This is a genomic window from Bartonella sp. TT110JLCBS, from assembly GCF_042193405.1.
Taxonomy (GTDB): Bacteria; Pseudomonadota; Alphaproteobacteria; order Rhizobiales; family Rhizobiaceae; genus Bartonella.
On sequence record NZ_JBHILT010000008.1, the window covers coordinates 33,172 to 51,863 of the forward strand.

General features: G+C 37.5%; 15 protein-coding genes. 8 read left to right on the plus strand and 7 right to left on the minus strand.

Annotation, left to right across the window (positions count from 1 at the left end):
• The first annotated feature begins 63 nt into the window (after nucleotides 1–63).
• The 3 genes from coaA (at nucleotide 64) to ACFILW_RS04875 (ending at nucleotide 3,463) form a co-directional block, all read left to right on the plus strand.
• Nucleotides 64–1,062 carry a type I pantothenate kinase gene (coaA, locus tag ACFILW_RS04865; protein WP_375685262.1) on the plus strand — a complete coding sequence of 333 codons (999 nt, stop codon included), beginning with the start codon at nucleotides 64–66 and terminating at the stop codon, nucleotides 1,060–1,062.
• Between the two features lie 13 nt (nucleotides 1,063–1,075).
• Nucleotides 1,076–2,443 carry a M17 family metallopeptidase gene (locus tag ACFILW_RS04870; protein ID WP_375685263.1) on the plus strand — a complete coding sequence of 456 codons (1,368 nt, stop codon included), beginning with the start codon at nucleotides 1,076–1,078 and terminating at the stop codon, nucleotides 2,441–2,443.
• Nucleotides 2,444–2,608: 165 nt separating this feature from the next.
• Nucleotides 2,609–3,463: an NlpC/P60 family protein gene (locus tag ACFILW_RS04875; RefSeq protein ID WP_375685264.1), complete on the plus strand. Its 855-nt coding sequence runs from the start codon at nucleotides 2,609–2,611 to the stop codon at nucleotides 3,461–3,463.
• 1,457 nt (nucleotides 3,464–4,920) lie between these two features.
• Here ACFILW_RS04875 and mutT read toward each other — a convergent pair.
• The 3 genes from mutT to ACFILW_RS04890 all read right to left on the minus strand — a co-directional run bounded on the left by mutT (nucleotide 4,921) and on the right by ACFILW_RS04890 (nucleotide 7,776).
• On the minus strand, nucleotides 4,921–5,334 hold the full coding sequence (gene mutT, locus ACFILW_RS04880; RefSeq protein WP_375623010.1) for an 8-oxo-dGTP diphosphatase MutT: 414 nt from the start codon (nucleotides 5,332–5,334) through the stop codon (nucleotides 4,921–4,923).
• A gap of 124 nt (nucleotides 5,335–5,458) precedes the next feature.
• Nucleotides 5,459–6,691 (minus strand): bifunctional glutamate N-acetyltransferase/amino-acid acetyltransferase ArgJ, encoded by a 1,233-nt coding sequence (gene argJ, locus ACFILW_RS04885; protein ID WP_375685265.1) that lies wholly within the window; start codon nucleotides 6,689–6,691, stop codon nucleotides 5,459–5,461.
• Nucleotides 6,692–6,822: 131 nt separating this feature from the next.
• A complete protein-coding gene (locus ACFILW_RS04890) occupies nucleotides 6,823–7,776 on the minus strand; it encodes a peptidylprolyl isomerase (RefSeq protein ID WP_375623006.1) in 954 nt (317 codons plus the stop codon).
• Nucleotides 7,777–8,210: 434 nt separating this feature from the next.
• Here ACFILW_RS04890 and secA point away from each other — a divergent pair, with 434 nt between their 5' ends.
• From secA to prmC, 4 genes are all read left to right on the plus strand, one after another.
• A complete protein-coding gene (gene secA, locus ACFILW_RS04895) occupies nucleotides 8,211–10,928 on the plus strand; it encodes a preprotein translocase subunit SecA (protein ID WP_375623004.1) in 2,718 nt (905 codons plus the stop codon).
• Nucleotides 10,867–11,364 (plus strand): Fur family transcriptional regulator, encoded by a 498-nt coding sequence (locus tag ACFILW_RS04900; protein ID WP_375623002.1) that lies wholly within the window; start codon nucleotides 10,867–10,869, stop codon nucleotides 11,362–11,364. Before secA ends, ACFILW_RS04900 begins: the two co-directional genes overlap by 62 nt.
• 214 nt (nucleotides 11,365–11,578) lie before the next feature.
• Nucleotides 11,579–12,655, plus strand: a complete 1,077-nt coding sequence (prfA, locus tag ACFILW_RS04905; RefSeq protein ID WP_375685266.1) for a peptide chain release factor 1 — start codon at nucleotides 11,579–11,581, stop codon at nucleotides 12,653–12,655.
• The gene (gene prmC / locus ACFILW_RS04910) at nucleotides 12,652–13,518 is read left to right on the plus strand and encodes a peptide chain release factor N(5)-glutamine methyltransferase (RefSeq protein WP_375685267.1); all 867 of its coding nucleotides are present in this window, start codon (nucleotides 12,652–12,654) and stop codon (nucleotides 13,516–13,518) included. Before prfA ends, prmC begins: the two co-directional genes overlap by 4 nt.
• Here the strand turns inward: prmC and nrdF are convergent.
• Genes nrdF through nrdH form a run of 4 tightly spaced genes read right to left on the minus strand, consistent with a single transcriptional unit; the run spans nucleotide 13,515 to nucleotide 17,255 of the window.
• Nucleotides 13,515–14,489 carry a class 1b ribonucleoside-diphosphate reductase subunit beta gene (gene nrdF / locus ACFILW_RS04915; RefSeq protein ID WP_375685268.1) on the minus strand — a complete coding sequence of 325 codons (975 nt, stop codon included), beginning with the start codon at nucleotides 14,487–14,489 and terminating at the stop codon, nucleotides 13,515–13,517. The genes prmC and nrdF overlap by 4 nt on opposite strands.
• Nucleotides 14,490–14,500: 11 nt before the next feature.
• Nucleotides 14,501–16,651 (minus strand): class 1b ribonucleoside-diphosphate reductase subunit alpha, encoded by a 2,151-nt coding sequence (gene nrdE / locus ACFILW_RS04920; protein WP_375622994.1) that lies wholly within the window; start codon nucleotides 16,649–16,651, stop codon nucleotides 14,501–14,503.
• Nucleotides 16,633–17,031 (minus strand): class Ib ribonucleoside-diphosphate reductase assembly flavoprotein NrdI, encoded by a 399-nt coding sequence (gene nrdI / locus ACFILW_RS04925; RefSeq protein WP_375613294.1) that lies wholly within the window; start codon nucleotides 17,029–17,031, stop codon nucleotides 16,633–16,635. The genes nrdE and nrdI overlap by 19 nt, the downstream gene beginning before the upstream one ends.
• A complete protein-coding gene (gene nrdH / locus ACFILW_RS04930) occupies nucleotides 17,031–17,255 on the minus strand; it encodes a glutaredoxin-like protein NrdH (protein ID WP_005774163.1) in 225 nt (74 codons plus the stop codon). Before nrdH ends, nrdI begins: the two co-directional genes overlap by 1 nt.
• Nucleotides 17,256–17,936: 681 nt before the next feature.
• Here nrdH and ACFILW_RS04935 point away from each other — a divergent pair.
• The gene (locus tag ACFILW_RS04935) at nucleotides 17,937–18,689 is read left to right on the plus strand and encodes an ABC transporter ATP-binding protein (protein WP_375685269.1); all 753 of its coding nucleotides are present in this window, start codon (nucleotides 17,937–17,939) and stop codon (nucleotides 18,687–18,689) included.
• Nucleotides 18,690–18,692: the final 3 nt, after the last annotated feature.

Consider the following 18,692-nt stretch of genomic DNA (forward strand, 5'->3'; position numbering starts at 1 on the left):
TAAAGCCGCTCTTTTGTCTGCTCTTAATCAATTGCTGCTGCAAAAAAATCTCGACAAATACAAATGATTGATACGACTATACAAAAAATTAATCAGAAAGATAATCTGGTCAAATCCGTTTCTGACCGATATTCACCCTATCGTGTTTTTACTGCACAAGAATGGTCAGAGTTTCGTGAAGACACACCTCTTACTTTGACTTTTGATGAAATTAAGCGTTTACGCTCTATTGATGATCCTATCGATCTTAAAGAAGTCCAACGCATTTATCTTTCTTTATCGCGTCTGTTATCATGCCATGTTGAAGCAGTACAGGAACTTTTTCACAAACGTCAGCAGTTTCTCCATCAAGAAGAGAGTAGAAAAACGCCCTTTATTATTGGAATTGCTGGTTCTGTAGCTGTAGGAAAATCAACCACGGCTCGCATTCTTCAAGAACTGTTGAAACGTTGGACATCTAGTCTTAAAGTTGATCTAATCACAACGGATGGTTTTCTCTATCCTAACGCAATCTTACAGCAAAAAAATCGTATGAATCGTAAAGGATTTCCTGATTCCTATGACATTAAAAAACTGCTGTGCTTTCTTTCGGCTATAAAAGCAGGTATCGGAAATGTCCGTGCCCCACTTTACTCACATATGACCTATGATGTTCTAGAAAATCAGACAATTACCATCGATCGTCCTGATATTTTAATTGTTGAAGGTATTAATGTATTACAGGTCAGTGATCTTCCTAAAGATGGAAAAGCTATTCCTTTCGTATCAGATTTTTTTGATTTTTCAATCTATGTCGATGCCGAAACAGAAATCATTCGTCACTGGTATTTGGAGCGCTTTAAACGTTTGCGTAAAACAACTTTTCAAAATCCTGAATCCTATTTTCACCGTTATGCCCACCTCAATGAAAAAGAAGCCTCAAAAATCGCTGAGGATCTTTGGCAAACGATTAATTTAAAAAATTTACAGGAAAATATATTGCCAACACGACCACGGTCAAATCTCATTCTACGAAAGGGAAAAAATCATTTGGTTGAATATGTCGCACTTAGACGACTATAAGGATCTCATAACTATGCAGCACCACCACATTCATTTTACCTCAACGCGTATCGATAACAGTTGCCCTATCATCTTGGTAAACCAAAGAAGTCTTGCTAACTTATCACTTGATGCATCAACAACAGCATGGATAAAAGTTAATGACTTTACTGGCAAAGCAGGACAAATACTCTTTGTTCCTCACGAAACGGGGCATTTAAAAAAAGTTTTATTTGGAATTGGCGATGGTAACGATCCTTTTATCACAGGAGTTCTTGCTCAAAAACTTCCTGCTGGTCAATGGCATTTAGAAGGTACAACCTCTGATGAAATAAATACCTATCTTGGATTGGCATTTGGTAGCTATCAATTTAATCGCTATCGTCAAAATTCTTCTTTCAAATCATTATCCATCCATGTCAATGAGGCCGTTGATCTTAATGAACTCCAACGAATTTATGAAGCTGTCTTTTTCGTCCGTGATCTCATTAATATTCCAGCCAATGATATGAACACTGACGCTCTCGAAGAAGAAACTCGGCAACTAGGGAAAATTTATGGTGCTCATGTCCAAAGTATTTGTGGAGATGATCTCTTAACCCATAACTTTCCAATGATTCATGCCGTGGGACGAGCAGGCAGTACTGCACCACGATTGATTGAGTTACTCTGGGGGCAAGAACATCATCCTAAAATAACGTTGGTGGGCAAAGGCGTAACTTTTGATACTGGAGGACTCGATATTAAATCAGCCAATAACATGTTGCTTATGAAAAAAGACATGGGGGGTGGGGCAAACGTTTTGGGATTGGCTAAACTTATCATGGATGCAAAATTGCCTTTCCGTCTCCGTGTTTTGATTCCAGCCGTAGAAAATGCAATTTCTGCGAATGCTTACCGACCAAGCGATATTCTCAAAAGTCGTAAAGGCTTAAGTGTTGAAGTAGGCAATACAGATGCTGAAGGGCGACTTGTTCTTGCCGATGCACTCACCTATGGTGATGAAGAAAGTCCACAATTCATGCTTTGTATGGCTACTTTAACAGGGGCAGCCCGTATAGCATTAGGACCAGATCTTCCCGCATTTTATTGTAATGATTCAATATGGGCACAACAAATTTCTGAATCTGCTCATGCTGTCTTTGATCCTCTTTGGCAAATGCCCCTTTGGAAACCTTACCAAGAGATGTTATCATCACCAATTGCTGATCTTAACAATGTAACTGGAAATAGCTTTGCTGGTTCTATAACAGCTGCTTTATTTCTTAATTCTTTTGTTGAAAAAGCTGAACATTTTGCGCATTTCGACCTTTATGGGTGGGTTCCAAAAGAAAAACCAGGGTACCCTATTGGTGGATCAGCACAAACTATTCGTGCCCTTTATAATATTTTTAAAAAATGAATTTTGACACAAAATATCCACAAAAATGGACAATTTTGCAATTTCAAGAACAATTGCTATCGTTTTAAACTGTGTTCTTAGTTGTGTTTGAAGATAGAAACCTTACCAATAGAGTTTCCATGAGTTTATTTAAAGGTGAGAAACAAAAAAATGGAAAGCAAAAAGATGAACTCTAAAGACCCAAGACTCCATGCATTCAGAGATGATCTAGCAGATCAACGTCTTGAAACAGAAATTACCGCTCAGCGCTTTGTTCAAGGTGAAAAAAGACGCGTTAATACACCGGTTGCTGGACTTTTTAAAGAAAATAATAAAAAAAGTGAAAGACAAACAGAATGCTTATTCGGAGAAGAACTTCTCATTTTTGAACAAGGGGAAACAATGTCGTGGGGACAATCACTCAAAGATGGTTATGTTGGTTATATTGATACAAAAGTTCTTTGTACATCAACCATAAAACAAACGCATGTGGTTTCGGTACCACGCACATTTAAATATTTACAAGCTGACTTACATGGACCGATAGAGTTCCCTTTATCTATGGGAAGCAAAGTCAGTGTTGCTGATGAAATTGAAATCCGTGACACACGGTATTCTATTCTTGAAAATGGAACAGCAATCATTACGAACCATCTCAGCCCCATTGGACGCGTATATGAAGATTATGTTACGGTTGCAGAAACCTTTATCCGTACACCTTATCTTTGGGGTGGGGTCAGCGGTTTTGGAATTGATTGTTCAGGACTCATCCAACTCTCGATGATGATGACCGGTCAAATAGTTTTACGTGACACTGATATGCAGCAAAAAACTATAGGCAAGCTTCTTACAGACACTGATAAACTTCAACGAGGCGATTTGATTTTTTGGAAAGGTCATGTTGCTATTATGGTTGATCATGAAAATATTATTCATGCAAGTGGTTTTTCTATGGACGTTATGATCGAGCCATTGGAACAGGCAATTACGCGTATCGCTAAAAAAAATCAATATCCCATCGCAAAACGCCGTCCAATTTAGGAGACTTAATATATACCTCTTATAAAAAATTAATTGAATGTTTTTATTATACAATAAATTGATTTATAAGGATAATTATCCATCATTCACTCTGCGTCAAGCATTCTAAATATCGTAAAATTCTCTTATTTCAAATCTGTTTTTATGTTGAATCAATCAAAATCGCTTGCCTGTTTATCGCAAGCGAAATTGATGTATAAATAAAAATATCCCTTCTGAATGCTCTCAAATACCAAGAGCTATCATAATAACATTGGGACCAGCTTACTCCTTCATAAGCGTAAAGATGGTGGTGCTCAATGGCTTTATCGTTATACCATTCAGGCGCCAGTGCGAAATGGACTTGGGTACTTTAAGAAATGCCTTTTTAAAACAATCTCATAAATATGCAACGCAATAGCGTTCTGTATTATATGAGGGGTGTGCCCCCATTGTTCGAAAAGAGCATTTTTGATCTTTTCTTAAAGCTCATATCCAATATTCATTTAGAAGTCTTTATTAATATTCGCCTATCTTTAAATAGTGTAAAGACTCATCAACAGGCTTACTGAATAATATGTATTAAAATATCATACAGTTAATTATAATCATAAACTCGTATGACACCATTTGAATCAGCGTTTTCGATATTATCATATTTCACTGTTTCAAACACCTTTATTACAAACCAATAGAGAAATGAGCGTATTCTTTTCAAAAAAAATGAAGATTGCACAATTCCTTATATTTTTATCTCTTCCATTCTGAATGAAATATATAAACTTCATAAAACACTCTCACATTAATTTGTATTTCTCATTTATATACTTAAGTCAGATAGCTTTTTCCTCATCTCTCATACTATAATACAATCCCCTAAGTACTCTTCTCTTCATGTTTTTCTTTTATATTTAATAGTTCATTAGCCATATATTTTATTCAGTTTAAAATTATTTTTCACATTACATACTACCCTTTTTATGAGTACGTTATTGAATTTTTTTGATTGAGAAACAATAGAGCATCAAGAGAAATAATGAAGCGATAATGTATAATTATCAATCATAAGCTATTATGAAATAAATACTCCTAATATTTTTCGGTGCATCCAAGACAATCTCTCAATGATAATCGCAAAAAGTATAAATCCATTATCTACCACCATTTTTATGCTTATGAAGCGTACAAAGGAACCATTATACACTTTTGCCCATTCTCAATATTGCGATACCCCCTAGTTGTTGGAGAGCGTTTTTTCAGCACGTATTTTATTTTTTTCTTAAATAACTTTATCCACATGACCCTCTCCGCTTGGAACGGGCAAAAGAATGGTTTTGATTAATTTAACATAAAACAGATTTGAAATGAGAAAAATTTTTACGACTCTGAACTTCCTCATTCAACATGAAAATTTAAAATTATCATTTTAAATCAATATATTGAATTATATTTAAACAATATTTGCTTCTTATAACACATTAAAGAAGATGATTTTTCAATACCTGAACCAATGGTTTATCAGCATTAGGCATAGGGTATTTATCAAGATCATTAATAAAAACCCATTCTAAATTTTGCCCTTCTCGTCCTTGCGCAACGCCCTCATAATGGTAACAAAGATACAATGGCATTAAGAGATGAAATGTTTCATAGCTATGGCTCGCAAACGTTAAAGGGTGTAAATTATTTGGTTGAACATAAATACCAAGCTCCTCTTCTAGTTCACGAATCAATGAAATTTCTGGAGTTTCACCTTGCTCAACCTTTCCACCAGGAAACTCCCATAAACCAGCCAGTGATTTTCCTTCAGGACGCTGTGTAAGCAAAACACGATTATTCTGATCGAACAATGCGCATGCAACAACAAGAAGAATGGAACTTTTTATACACATATCACTCCCCAATAGGGAACATAAAGATAACTGTCTTTTCTATCATATCCCCTCTGCTCCTAAAAGAGCTCACATACCCCATTTTCTCTGAAAATAATAAGTTGTTAAATATAAAGTGCATTCGTTAACTTCTATAATCGCTGTTGATCATAACGTACCCTTTTGTTAAATCGCAAGACCAAACTGTCGCCGTACCATTACCCAAACCGATATCAACACGAATTGTTATGTGTTTACTTTGCATATAAGTACCTATTGCTTCTTCACAATACTCAGGATCTCGTTCGCCATTAATCGCCAAACGATGTTCACCAAACCAAATCGTTAACAGATCACGGTCTACTTCAACACCTGCCTTACCCACTGCCATAACAACCCGCCCCCAATTGGCATCTTCACCGGCAATTGCTGTTTTTACAAGGGGTGAATTTGCAATTGAGAGAGCAATCGTTTTTGCAGCATCGTTTGTTGTAGCACCAATTACATTAACTTCAATTAAATGACGAGCACCTTCACCATCACACACCACTTGTAACGCAAGCTCATGCAAAAGTGCACTCAAGTGCTTTGAGAACACTTCATAACGCGGATCTGTTTTACATCTAATGCAAGGAAAATTTTCTTTTCCTGTCGCAAACATCATGAGTGTATCTGATGTTGAGGTATCGCTATCAACCGTGATTGAATTGAAAGAGCTCTGAACCGCCTCTGACAACATGGATTGGAGTGCATCCGAAGAAATGGTAGCATCACTAACCACAAATGACAGCATTGTCGCCATATCGGGTGCAATCATACCAGCACCTTTTGCAATTCCATTAATGGTAACATGCTCTCCCCCACAGTCAAAAGTGCACGTAGCAAGTTTTGGAAATGTGTCCGTTGTCATTATGGCTTTTGCAGCTTCCAACCAATTTCCCTCTTCTGCTGTCTCTGTCATACTGGGTAACAGATTGACAATACCCGATGCATCCATTGGCTCACCAATAACACCCGTAGAAGCTATAAAAATTTCATCTTCTCTAACCTTTAAAGCGTTCGCTGCTGCACAGATGATTGCATTGGTTGTGTGCTTTCCTTTGCTTCCTGTAAAAGCATTTGCATTTCCAGAATTCACAATAACCCCCCTCGCAACCCCATGAGGAAGCGATGCACGACAATGCTCTACAGGGGCAGATGGACATTTTGAACGGGTAAAAACACCGGCCACACTCACTGGTTTATCGAATATGATGAAAAGAAGATCTGTACGATTTTTATATTTAATCCCAGCTTCAGCTGTTGCTATCCGTACACCAGATAAAGGAGAAAGCTCCTGGATCTTTTGAGGCGACAAAGGAGAAATTTTCAAAACCACAATATGCTTTCTATAAAAACGAATGAAATGATTGCAGATCAATAACCTCTCATAGAAAACTGCTAGTTTTTTTGAACAAAACTAACCTAGCAAATTATCTATTAAAGAGGCTATCCACCTATTTTTCCTAGCTACTCCGTATCTTCTTCATCGGATGTCTCATCGGGAAGTAGCGTCCCATTTTGATGAAGCGATTCCATGATTTTTGTAACATTAGGATCAGGGTATTTCACATCTATCTTGCTACGCAAATCAACAATCAGTTCTTGATAGCGCTTTTTTATCAGCTGTGTCCGCAACATCTCTTTAACATCATCAAATGCAGGCGGTTGTTTTACACGACGATCTTCTAATTTAATAATATGCCAACCAAAAGGACTTTCAACGGGTTGTTTCGTGTATTCGCCAACTTTCAAACCAAATGCTGCATCTTCAAAAGGCTTGACCATTTGACCATGGCTAAAATAACCAAGATCACCCCCAACGGCAGCAGAACCATCTGTTGAACTTTTCTTTGCAATCTCTTCAAAATTTTCGCCTTTATTCAAATGCTTAATGATAGCTTCTGCCTCTTTTCTCGTTTTGACCAAAATATGACGCGCTTTAACCTCATCCTCTTTAGGTAAAGCCGCAACTTCTTGCTTATAAAGAGCTTCCAAATCAGTGTCCGATATTTTGTCAACAATCGCCTGTTTAAAATAAAGCTGCTGAAGAACATTGTCACGCATGACTGCCATACGTTTATCGTAAGCTTCTGTCTTATCAAGACCTTTGCTTCTTGCTGCTTTTGCAAGTGCCTGCATATCTAAATAAGCTTTTAGAACCATCATACGGCGTTGTTCATCAGGAAAACGTGCTAAATTAGGATTTATTTCAAGCGCTAAATCATCTAATTGGCCTGCTGTAATATTTTTCCCATCAATAACCGCCATAATATGAGAAGGAGAAACGGATTTTTCAGAAGCTTTCTCTAAAGTCTTTAAATCATTCGACGATGAATTCAAACCTTCTTGGGCTTTCACCCCTAAACTTGTACTTGCCAATAAAGTTGATGCTAAAAACAGCGTGATAAAGTTAAATTTCATAAATATACTCCTTAAAAATGAAGGCAGGTTCAAGATTCCAATTTTCTTTACCATAACACTTTAATCTTTAAACATAGAGAAATAAATTGGTAATTTATTTCAAAAAAGTATAAAATTGTCCTTTTATCTCAGTTTCTCCAATCCTATCTAATGCAGATGAAAAACATGATAATAGAGAAAAATGACATATTGTATCTTAAATTACTTTGTATTGTATCAATTAAATAGCATACTTAAAGTTGACATAGAGCGCTTAGCCTCTTATCTCTACTTTACAATTAAAGTGGAAAATTGCACACCAGCAAGTATAATGGTACCATCTGCATTTCATGATGTCTCTAATGATATCAGATAACTTGAAAAAAATGTAGAGTATGGGGAAAGCGTATGAATTACCCAACAAGAGTGACAACAATTAAAAGAAAGGGCCAGAGATGGTCAGTTTAGGTGTTTTTGCCCGTAAGTTTTTTGGTTCTGCTCATGAGCGACATCTCAAAGCACTCCGCCAAAAAGTTGCACAAATTAATGCTTTGGAAGAACAATTCGTAAAATTAAGTGATGAGCAGCTTTGCCAAAAAACAGATGCCTTTCGTAAACGTCTTCGTGAAGGTGAAAGTGTTGATTTGCTCTTACCAGAAGCTTTCGCAACTGTTCGTGAAGCCGCAAAACGTGTTTATGACATGCGTCCTTTTGACGTACAACTTATTGGTGGAATGGTCCTTCACGACTGTGGCATAGCTGAAATGCGTACAGGTGAAGGTAAAACATTAATGGCAACTCTACCAATTTATCTCAATGCATTGGAGGGTAAAGGCGTTCATGTTGTGACAGTAAACGATTATCTCGCTAGTCGTGATGCTGAAACAATGGGAAAAATTTTTAGTTTTCTAGGACTTACAACGGGCGTGATTCTTCATGACCTTGATAGTGATGCCCGCCGAGAGGCCTATGCATGCGACATCACCTACGCCACAAATAATGAACTAGGTTTTGATTATTTGCGGGATAATATGGCCTTCGATCGTAGTCAAATGGTCCAACGTGGACATCATTACGCAATTGTCGATGAAGTTGATTCGATTCTTATTGATGAAGCCCGTACCCCCCTTATTATTTCTGGTCCTCTAGAAGATCGTACTGACTTCTATAACCTTATTGATACATTTATTCCTGCCTTAACTCCAGAGGACTATGAAATAGACGAAAAACAAAAAACAACGACCTTTACCGAAGTTGGTACTGAAAAAATTGAAAAACTGCTTGAACAAGCTGGGCATCTTAAAGGTGAAAGTCTTTATGACATAGAAAATGTCGCTATCGTTCATCATGTCAATAATGCTCTAAAAGCCCATAAACTGTTTTCTCGCGATAAAGATTACATTGTTCGCAATGATGAAATCGTTATTATTGACGAATTTACAGGGCGAATGATGCCTGGGCGACGTTATTCTGAAGGACTTCATCAAGCTTTAGAAGCTAAAGAGCATGTTGCTATTCAACCAGAAAACCAGACACTTGCTTCCATCACTTTCCAAAATTACTTCCGTATGTATAGAAAATTATCTGGCATGACTGGAACGGCAACAACAGAAGCCGAAGAATTCAGAAATATTTATGGTCTTGACGTTGTTGAAGTCCCTACAAATTTGCCAATACAACGTATTGATGAAGATGATGAGATTTATCGAACAGCAGAAGAGAAATATCGAGCAATTGTGCGTGATATCCGTCAAGCACACGAAAAAGAACAGCCTATTCTTGTTGGAACAACCTCTATTGAAAAGTCAGAACAATTGGCAGAGCGTTTGCGAAAAGAGGGCATTACCGGTTTTAGAGTCTTAAATGCTCGCTATCACGAGCAAGAAGCATACATCATTGCGCAAGCAGGAGTTCCTGGAGCTCTCACCATCGCAACCAACATGGCGGGACGCGGTACGGATATACAGCTTGGTGGTAATGTTGAAATGCGCATCCGGCAAGAGTTACAGGATATCCCTGAAGGTCCAGAGCGCACAGCTAAAATTGAAGAAATCAAAAAAGATGTTCAGAAGCTTAAAGAAAAAGCTTTAGCAGCTGGAGGGCTTTATGTTATCGCTACTGAACGTCATGAAAGCCGTCGTATTGATAACCAGCTTCGTGGACGTTCTGGTCGCCAAGGTGATCCTGGTCGCTCAAAATTCTTTCTCTCTCTTCAAGATGATCTTATGCGTATCTTTGGCTCTAACCGTATGGATGGTATGCTGCAAAAACTTGGATTGAAAGAAAATGAAGCCATTATCCATCCATGGATTAATAAAGCCCTTGAAAAAGCACAAAAAAAGGTCGAAGCACGAAACTTTGAAATTCGTAAAAATCTGCTAAAATATGATGATGTCATGAATGATCAACGCAAGGTTATTTTTGAACAGCGTATGGAGGTCATGAACGCAGATGATTTAACAGAAATGATCCATGAAATGCGCGATGAAGTCGTAGAGGATCTTGTAGAGGCCTATATTCCTTCAGGGACATATTCTGAAAAATGGGATGCAAAAACTCTCGAAGAAGAGCTTCAACACCTCTTTAATCTTGAGCTTCCAGTGGAAGAATGGGCAAAAGAAGACGGAATTGCCGAAGAGCAAATTCTAGAGCGTATCTCAGATGCTGTTACAAAACTTGAAAATGAGCGTACTGAACGTTACTCTCCAGAAGTTATGGCTTATTTTCACAAAGCAGTATTGCTCGAAACTATTGACACGTTATGGCGTGAACATCTGGTAAGTCTAGATCATTTGCGTTCTGTTGTTGGTTTTCGTGGTTATGCTCAACGGGATCCACTCAATGAATATAAGACAGAATCTTTTGAACTCTTTCAAAGTATGTTGAAAAATTTGCGCAAAATTGTCACTTCTAAACTTATGCGCTTTGAAATTATTCAACACTCCACAGAACCGACCATGCCTGAGCAAACTGATGCTGCTTCTTCTATCTTTAATGATCAAAGTCAAGAAAATGGTCCCACCTTATGGGCAAGATCACAAGAAAATAGATTTGTTAATCCACAAGATCGTGACCCTAATGATATAACCACATGGGGAAAAGTTGGACGTAATGAGCGTTGTCCTTGCGGTTCAGAGAAAAAATACAAACACTGTCATGGAACCTTTGTTTGAAAAGCAAACTATGCAAATGAATAAAAAGCGAAATTATGAGCAAGAATTACGCACAGCTGGTTTAAGAGTAACACGCCAACGACGTATTATTCTTGATATTTTGAATGATACAAATGATCATCCCAATGCATTTGAAATTTTTCAGCGTGCAAACAAAGTGGATTCGAGTATTTCACTCTCGACGGTTTATCGAACCATGAAAACATTAGAAGGAAATGGAACAATCCATCGGCATACTTTTAGTGGTGGTCCATCTCGTTTTGAACAAGCAGATGGGCAACATCATGATCATCTCATTGATATAGAAACAGGACAAGTTATCGAGTTTCATTCTGATGTTATTGAAAAACTGCAAGAGGAAATTGCAAAATCCCTTGGCTATGATATTATTAATCATCGCCTTGAGCTTTACGGAAAAAAACTCTTAAAAAAATGATTATATATCATTAGATAAAAGACCTCTGGCAAATCAAATTTTATAAAAATTTACCTTTAAAATATAATAGTTTTCATTGGCAAAAAAAAAGAATTGCTTTATTACCTCTTTTTGTATGATGCTATGCGGTAATTCATTGCCAATATTATAACAAAAAATCATTGCAACAAAATACTATAAAAATTGTATTATGAAAAATTAGGCCAATATTATCATGGTTTCTTTGCCACAAGATCGTATGAGACAGCTTGAAAAGCGCTTTGAAATAATTGAAAGCCAAATGACGACGAATCCAAATGCTGAAACATATGTCAAATTAGCTTCTGAATATGCAGAACTACAACCCGTTATTGCCTCTATACGCGCATTAAATGCTCTTTACGAAGAGATTACAGAATTAGAAACGATTATCAACGATAAACAAACAGATATAGAGATGCGTAATCTTGCCCAAGAAGAGCTACCATCGTTATATAAAAAAGTAGAGCAATTTGAAAAAGAACTCCAAATTCTGCTTTTGCCTAAAGATGTTGCTGATGAAAAAAACGCTATTGTTGAAATTCGAGCAGGAACGGGTGGATCAGAAGCAGCACTTTTTTCCGGTGATCTTTTCCGCATGTATGAACGTTATGCCCATGCTCACAATTGGAAAGTAGAAGTTATTTCAATCAGTGAGGGGGAAGTTGGTGGATATAAAGAGATTATTGCTACCATTTCAGGAAAAGGAGTCTTTTCTAAATTGAAATATGAATCAGGGGTTCATCGTGTGCAACGTATCCCCGAAACAGAGACAGGTGGACGTATCCATACATCTGCTTCTACCGTTGCTGTGCTTCCAGAGGCTGAAGAAATTGATATCGATATTCGTCCTGAAGATATTCGTATCGACACAATGCGTGCATCTGGAGCAGGAGGACAGCATGTTAATACAACGGATTCAGCTGTTCGTATCACGCATATTCCAACAGGAATTATGGTCGTACAAGCAGAAAAATCACAACATCAGAACCGAGCACGAGCCCTTCAAATTTTACGGGCACGCTTATTCGATATCGAACGACAAAAAGCGGAAAGTGAACGTTCAGCTTCCCGTAAAAGTCAAGTTGGTTCTGGTGATCGTTCAGAACGTATTCGTACCTATAATTTTCCACAAGGACGCGTCACGGATCACCGTATTAATCTAACCTTGTATAAGCTTGATCGCATTCTAGAGGGAGATCTTGATGAGCTTATTCATGCACTCATCTCAGATCATCAAACAACACTGCTGATGGAAATGGATAATAATTGAGCAAATATTCTTTCAAGAATGTCATCCAGCAAATGCAAGAAAAATTGCGCACGAAAGGAATTGCTGAAGCCAATCTCGATGCGAAAATACTCGTTGAATGGATAACAGGAATAAATGCTGCTGAAAGAATTTCTCAACCGGATATGCCTCTAACTTCTGAGCACATTACACAAATAGAACAGGCTTTACAACGGCGTATTGCAGGCGAACCCGTTTACCGTATTATAGGAGCACGAGAATTTTATGGTATATCTTTTACATTGTCTCAAGAGACGTTAGAACCACGCCCTGATACAGAAACGCTGATAGATCTTGTTCTCCCTTTTCTCCAAAAACAGGTCGAAAATTCAAGAAGAACAACATTCCTTGATATGGGAACAGGAAGTGGCGCCATTGCCATTGCACTCCTTAAACAAATTCCCCAATCCTATGCGGTGGCAGTCGATATTTCTGAAGATGCCCTTAAAACAGCGAAAAAAAATGCAAAAAATGCTGAAGTAGCACACCGCTTCACACCTCTTCTTAGCGACTGGTTTGATTCTGTCGCAGATCGCTTTGATTTCATTATTTCCAATCCACCTTATATTCCCGCAAAAGATATCAAAAAACTTGCAAAAGAAGTGCGCTTATATGATCCATTGCGCGCTCTGATAGGAGGGGAAGATGGTCTTGATTTTTATCGAAAACTCGCCCATGAAGCAGCCAACCACTTAAAAGAAAACGGCTATGTCGCTGTTGAAATTGGTTTCTCTCAAGAAAATGAAGTTTGCAATCTGTTTGAAAAAAATGGTTTTCAATGTTTAGAAGTGCGCAAAGATCTCTGTGGGATACCTCGCGCTCTTCTGTTTACATGCAAATATTAAAATTCCCAATCATCATCCGTAGTAGCAACCGCCTTACCAATGACATAAGAAGAACCAGACCCTGAAAAAAAGTCATGATTTTCGTCAGAGTTTGGTGATAAAGCTGCCAAAATAGCGGGGTTAACATGACAAACCTCAGGTGGGAAAAGAGCTTCAAAACCCAAATTCATTAAAGCCTTGTTTGCATTATAATGGAGAAAAATTTTAACATCTTCCGTCAATCCAAGTGCATCATAAAGATCTTCAGTATATTTGCACTCGATATGATAAAGGTCAAAGAGCAAGTTAAAAGCAAAATCTTTAATTTCTTGCTTTTTGGCTTCATCAAGCTTTGCAAAGCCTAATTGGAATTTATAACCTATATAATAACCATGAACAGCTTCATCACGAATGATCAGTCGAATGAGATCTGCTGTATTGGTTAACTTAGCTCGGCTGGCCCAATACATTGGTAAATAAAAACCAGAATAAAATAAAAAGCTTTCCAGTAAAGTAGAAGCAATTTTTTTCTTGAGTGGATCATTTGCTTCATAACGTTCAAGTACTAATCTAGCCTTTTTCTGCAAATGAATATTTTCTTCCGACCATCTAAATGCATCATCAACTTCTACCGTCGAGCAAAGGGTTGAAAAAATAGAGGAATAAGAACGTGCATGAACCGCTTCCATGAAGGCAATATTCGTCAAAACCGCCTCCTCATGCTCTGTTATCGCATCAGCCAACAGTGAAATGGCTCCTACAGTATTTTGAATTGTATCGAGAAGCGTTAATCCTGTAAAAACACGAATTGTTAGCTTGCGTTCTTCATCCGTTAAGCTTGACCATGAGGGAATATCATTGGAAAGCGGAACCTTTTCAGGCAACCAAAAATTTCCAGTTAAGCGGTTCCATACTTCAAGATCTTTCTCATCATGTAATCTATTCCAATTAACAGCACACACAACAGGATTTTTGGTTGTAATCTTGGTCATATGATGATCTCCTATAAACTACACGAAACACAGCCATCTACTTCTGTTCCACTCAATGCTACTTGCCGTAATCGTACATAGTAAATACTTTTTATCCCCTTTTTCCAGGCATAAATTTGTGCGCGATTAATATCACGTGTAGTAGCCGTATCAGGAAAAAATAATGTTAATGAAAGACCTTGATCAACATGCTGTGTTGCCGCAGCATAGGTATCTATAATTTTTTCAGGACCAATCTCATAAGCATCTTGGTAAAAATTCAAATTCGTATTATCCATATAAGGAGCGGGATAATAAACGCGCCCAATTTTTCCCTCTTTGCGAATTTCGATTTTTGAAGCAATCGGATGAATAGAGGAAGTGGCATGATTAATATAGGAGATAGATCCCGTGGGAGGAACTGCCTGTAGATTGCGATTATAAAGCCCGTACTCAACAACTAAATCCTTGAGTTCCTGCCAATCCTTTTGACTTGGAATAACAATATTGTTCCGCTCAAAAAGCTCTTGCACAAGCGCAAATTGCGGTTTCCATTCTCTTTCAATATATTTTTCGAAAAAACGTCCATCTGCATAAGCTGATTTTTCAAACCCTGCAAACATTTCTTGACGTTCGCGCGCAATTAAATTGGAAGCACGTATGGCGTGATATGTCACAATATAAAAATAGATATTGGTAAAATCAATCGCTTCTGGAGACCCATAATAGATCTGCTCACGCGCTAGAAACCCATGCAAATTCATTTGTCCCAAACCAATCGCATGACTTTCAGCATTGCCTTTCGCAATGGAAGGCACACAATCAATATTGCTCATATCCGAAACAGCAGTCAGAGCGCGAACAGCAGATTCCACGGTCTGTCCAAAATTAGGACTTTCCATTGCTTTGGCAATATTCATGGATCCAAGATTACAGGATATATCACTTCCAATCGTGCGATAAGTTAAATCTGTCTCCAGTTCACTCGCCTCACTCACCTGCAAAATTTCTGAACATAAATTGCTCATACTTATGCGCCCAGCTATCGGATTCGATCGATTAGCAGTATCCTCAAATAAAATATAGGGATAGCCCGACTCAAATTGAATTTCCGCTAATGTCTGGAAAAAAACGCGTGCACTTATTTTCTTTTTACGAATCTTTGCATTATCAACAAAAGAACGATAATGCTCCGTTAAAGAAATATCGCTAAAGGGCTTACCTGTCACACGCTCGATGTCATACGATGAGAAGAGATACATATCCTCATTATTCCGTGCAAGCTCAAAAGTAATATCAGGAATAACAACACCAAGCGAAAGCGTTTTAATTCTAACTTTTTCATCAGCATTTTCACGCTTTGTATCCAAAAACTTCATAATATCTAAATGATGAGCATGCAAATAAACAGCTCCAGCCCCCTGACGTGCCCCAAGCTGATTGGCGTAAGAAAAAGAATCTTCCAAAAGTTTCATCACTGGTAAAACACCTGAGGACTGATTTTCTATTTGCTTAATTGGCGCTCCAGCTTCCCGCAAATTCGTTAAACAAAGCGCCACACCTCCACCACGTTTTGAAAGCTGCAAAGCCGAATTAACCGCACGACCTATCGATTCCATATTATCTTCAACACGTAGCAAAAAACACGAAACCAATTCACCTCGTTGTTTTTTCCCAGCATTTAAAAATGTCGGTGTTGCCGGTTGAAAACGTCCTGTAATAATTTCATCCACAAAACTTTCAGCAAGAGCTTTATTCCCTTGTGCCAAATATAAAGCCACAAGACAGACACGATCTTCATAACGTTCAAGATAACGTTTCCCATCAAAAGTCTTCAGTGTATAGCTGGTATAGTACTTAAATGCGCCTAAAAAGGTAGGAAAACGAAACTTAAATGCATAAGCACGTTTAAAAAGCTTTTTAATAAAAGAAAAATCATAAAGCTCAAATAAAGCTTTTTCATAATAACCTTCTTCTATTAAGTAATCTATTTTTTCCTTCAGGTTATGAAAAAAAACTGTATTTTGATTAACATGCTGAAGAAAATATTGCCGTGCAGCAAGCCGATCCATATCAAATTGAATATGACCATTTTCATCATAAAGATTAAGCATTGCATTCAACGCATGATAATCTGTAATCTGATCCGATTTCTGCGATTGTCCTATACCAATTGTTTCCAAAATCTTTCCAATCCCTTTTTTACATAAATAACGTCTTCATCAGTTCCACGCAGCTCAAAACGATAAAGGCAAGGTACACAACATTTTTCAGCAATAATTTTACTTGCTAAATTATAATAGCGACCAAAATTACGATTCCCACCGCCAATAACACCACAAATTAATTTTCGGTTCTCAGCTTCATTAAGAAACTGGACAACGGCTTTCGGCACGGCCCCTCTTCCTTCGCCATCTGCATATGTAGGAACAACCAATACATAAGGTTCACCAACCAATGCAGAAGGCTTTCTTTTATCAATTTTGAAGAGTCGTTGACCAAGCTGCGAGACAAAATGTTCTGTATTACCCGTTGCACTCGAATAATAAACAATAAGCCCCATTAAGCACAAAGACCACTAATCATATCTGGTCTAAAACCAGACCAATGATTTTCACCACAAACAACGACAGGAACCTGACGATACCCCAGAGATTGAACAAAACTGTATGCTTGTTCATCACAAGAAATATCAACAACACGATAATGAATGCCTTTTGCATCAAAAGCGCGGCGTGTAGCATCACATTGGACACAAGATGGTTTGCTATAAATAGTGATCGACATTTTCTTCAACTTTCACAATTCCAAACAATCAACCCTGAAAGGTCAATCTAATAATTTTATAGGTACTCAAGAATAACAAAAAACAGAAATTGTACGCAAAACATGTGGTTATTTTCAAATAATACACTGCTTCCTGAACATAACAGAATTCCTCATCAAATAACTTCAAAAACTATGATGAGAATAAGCGATTATTCTACAACTTAAATGGCAAAGCCCCCTAGTTATAAAACAATCTTTTGTTTGCATTACAATTCCCTCCTGCTGTCTAAAAAACTAACGTTCTAAACCACCGTTTTTCAAGAGCTCTGTTTTACTCTTTTACGGCAAAAATCAATTACAAAAACGAAAGGGAATCCTTCCAAAAGAGATTCTTCAGTAAAAATACTGCTATACCTTTGGCCAATAAACTCTTTACAATAATGGAAATAACTTAGATACCAAACGAAACACACTAACACCCTCTCTTGTGCTTATTTAGAATCACCAATCATTTTGATACTATATATAGTATATACTCTCTCTCTTTCGTCAAGGTGAATTCAATTATTATTTTTAATTTTCCACGATCTTCACACTAAAATTTTCAGTACTCAAAACTATGTAATAATATAACATTTTGTTGACAAACGTTATATTATTACATAGTTTCCCAAATAATAAGCAATGATGGTAAAAAATATGGATCTGCACTTCAATAAGACAACATTAGGCTATAGGAATAGAATAGCAATAAAGAACTTTTCAGCAAAGTTAAAAGCTGGTTCATTGGTTGCAATAACAGGTGATAATGGCGCTGGAAAATCAACACTGCTAAAAGCCATCGCCGGATTGATTAAACCTCTTAAAGGAAAAATTACAAAACCAAAAAAAAGCCGCATTGCTTATCTTGCTCAGCAATGTGATGTAGATCAAACATTTCCAATTGATGTGAAAACGCTTGTAAAAACAGGATTGTGGTCTTTTTGTGGATTATGGAAAAACCAGCGCCCTTATGATTCTAAGATTCAAAATGCTCTTAAAATGGTTGGGCTTACAGAACTCGCACCCCGTTCGCTTGAAACATTATCAGGCGGGCAATTGCAACGCGCTCTTTTTGCACGTATCATTGTACAAGATGCCAATATTATTTTGCTTGATGAACCTTTCAATGGTGTAGATCATAATACCCAAAAAGATCTTCTTGCACTGATTACATGCTGGCAACAGCAAGGACGCACAATTCTCACCGCACTCCATAACCCTCTCATCGTGCAAGAATTTTTCCCCCAAATGATTCAAATTGATCAACAAAACGCCTTTTATGGAGAAACAACACAGTTTTTAAACAACACCATTCATCACGTTATGCCACCTCTCTCATCCAATTCTTTCCCTGTTAGCGCACAAAAACAAAATCTTCCCATCAATGATCCTCTCTTTCTTAGGTTATAAGAC

Bases quoted from the DNA above. Each gene is read 5' to 3' on its own strand.
- ACFILW_RS04900 (WP_375623002.1), top strand. From the start codon at position 10,867: ATGAGCGTTGTCCTTGCGGTTCAGAGAAAAAATACAAACACTGTCATG.
- ACFILW_RS04935 (WP_375685269.1), top strand. From the start codon at position 17,937: ATGGATCTGCACTTCAATAAGACAACATTAGGCTATAGGAATAGAATA.
- nrdF (WP_375685268.1), bottom strand. From the start codon at position 14,489: ATGACCAAGATTACAACCAAAAATCCTGTTGTGTGTGCTGTTAATTGG.
- nrdI (WP_375613294.1), bottom strand. From the start codon at position 17,031: ATGGGGCTTATTGTTTATTATTCGAGTGCAACGGGTAATACAGAACAT.
- nrdH (WP_005774163.1), bottom strand. From the start codon at position 17,255: ATGTCGATCACTATTTATAGCAAACCATCTTGTGTCCAATGTGATGCT.
- ACFILW_RS04890 (WP_375623006.1), bottom strand. From the start codon at position 7,776: ATGAAATTTAACTTTATCACGCTGTTTTTAGCATCAACTTTATTGGCA.
- ACFILW_RS04875 (WP_375685264.1), top strand. From the start codon at position 2,609: ATGAACTCTAAAGACCCAAGACTCCATGCATTCAGAGATGATCTAGCA.
- mutT (WP_375623010.1), bottom strand. From the start codon at position 5,334: ATGTGTATAAAAAGTTCCATTCTTCTTGTTGTTGCATGCGCATTGTTC.
- ACFILW_RS04870 (WP_375685263.1), top strand. From the start codon at position 1,076: ATGCAGCACCACCACATTCATTTTACCTCAACGCGTATCGATAACAGT.
- prfA (WP_375685266.1), top strand. From the start codon at position 11,579: ATGGTTTCTTTGCCACAAGATCGTATGAGACAGCTTGAAAAGCGCTTT.
- coaA (WP_375685262.1), top strand. From the start codon at position 64: ATGATTGATACGACTATACAAAAAATTAATCAGAAAGATAATCTGGTC.
- secA (WP_375623004.1), top strand. From the start codon at position 8,211: ATGGTCAGTTTAGGTGTTTTTGCCCGTAAGTTTTTTGGTTCTGCTCAT.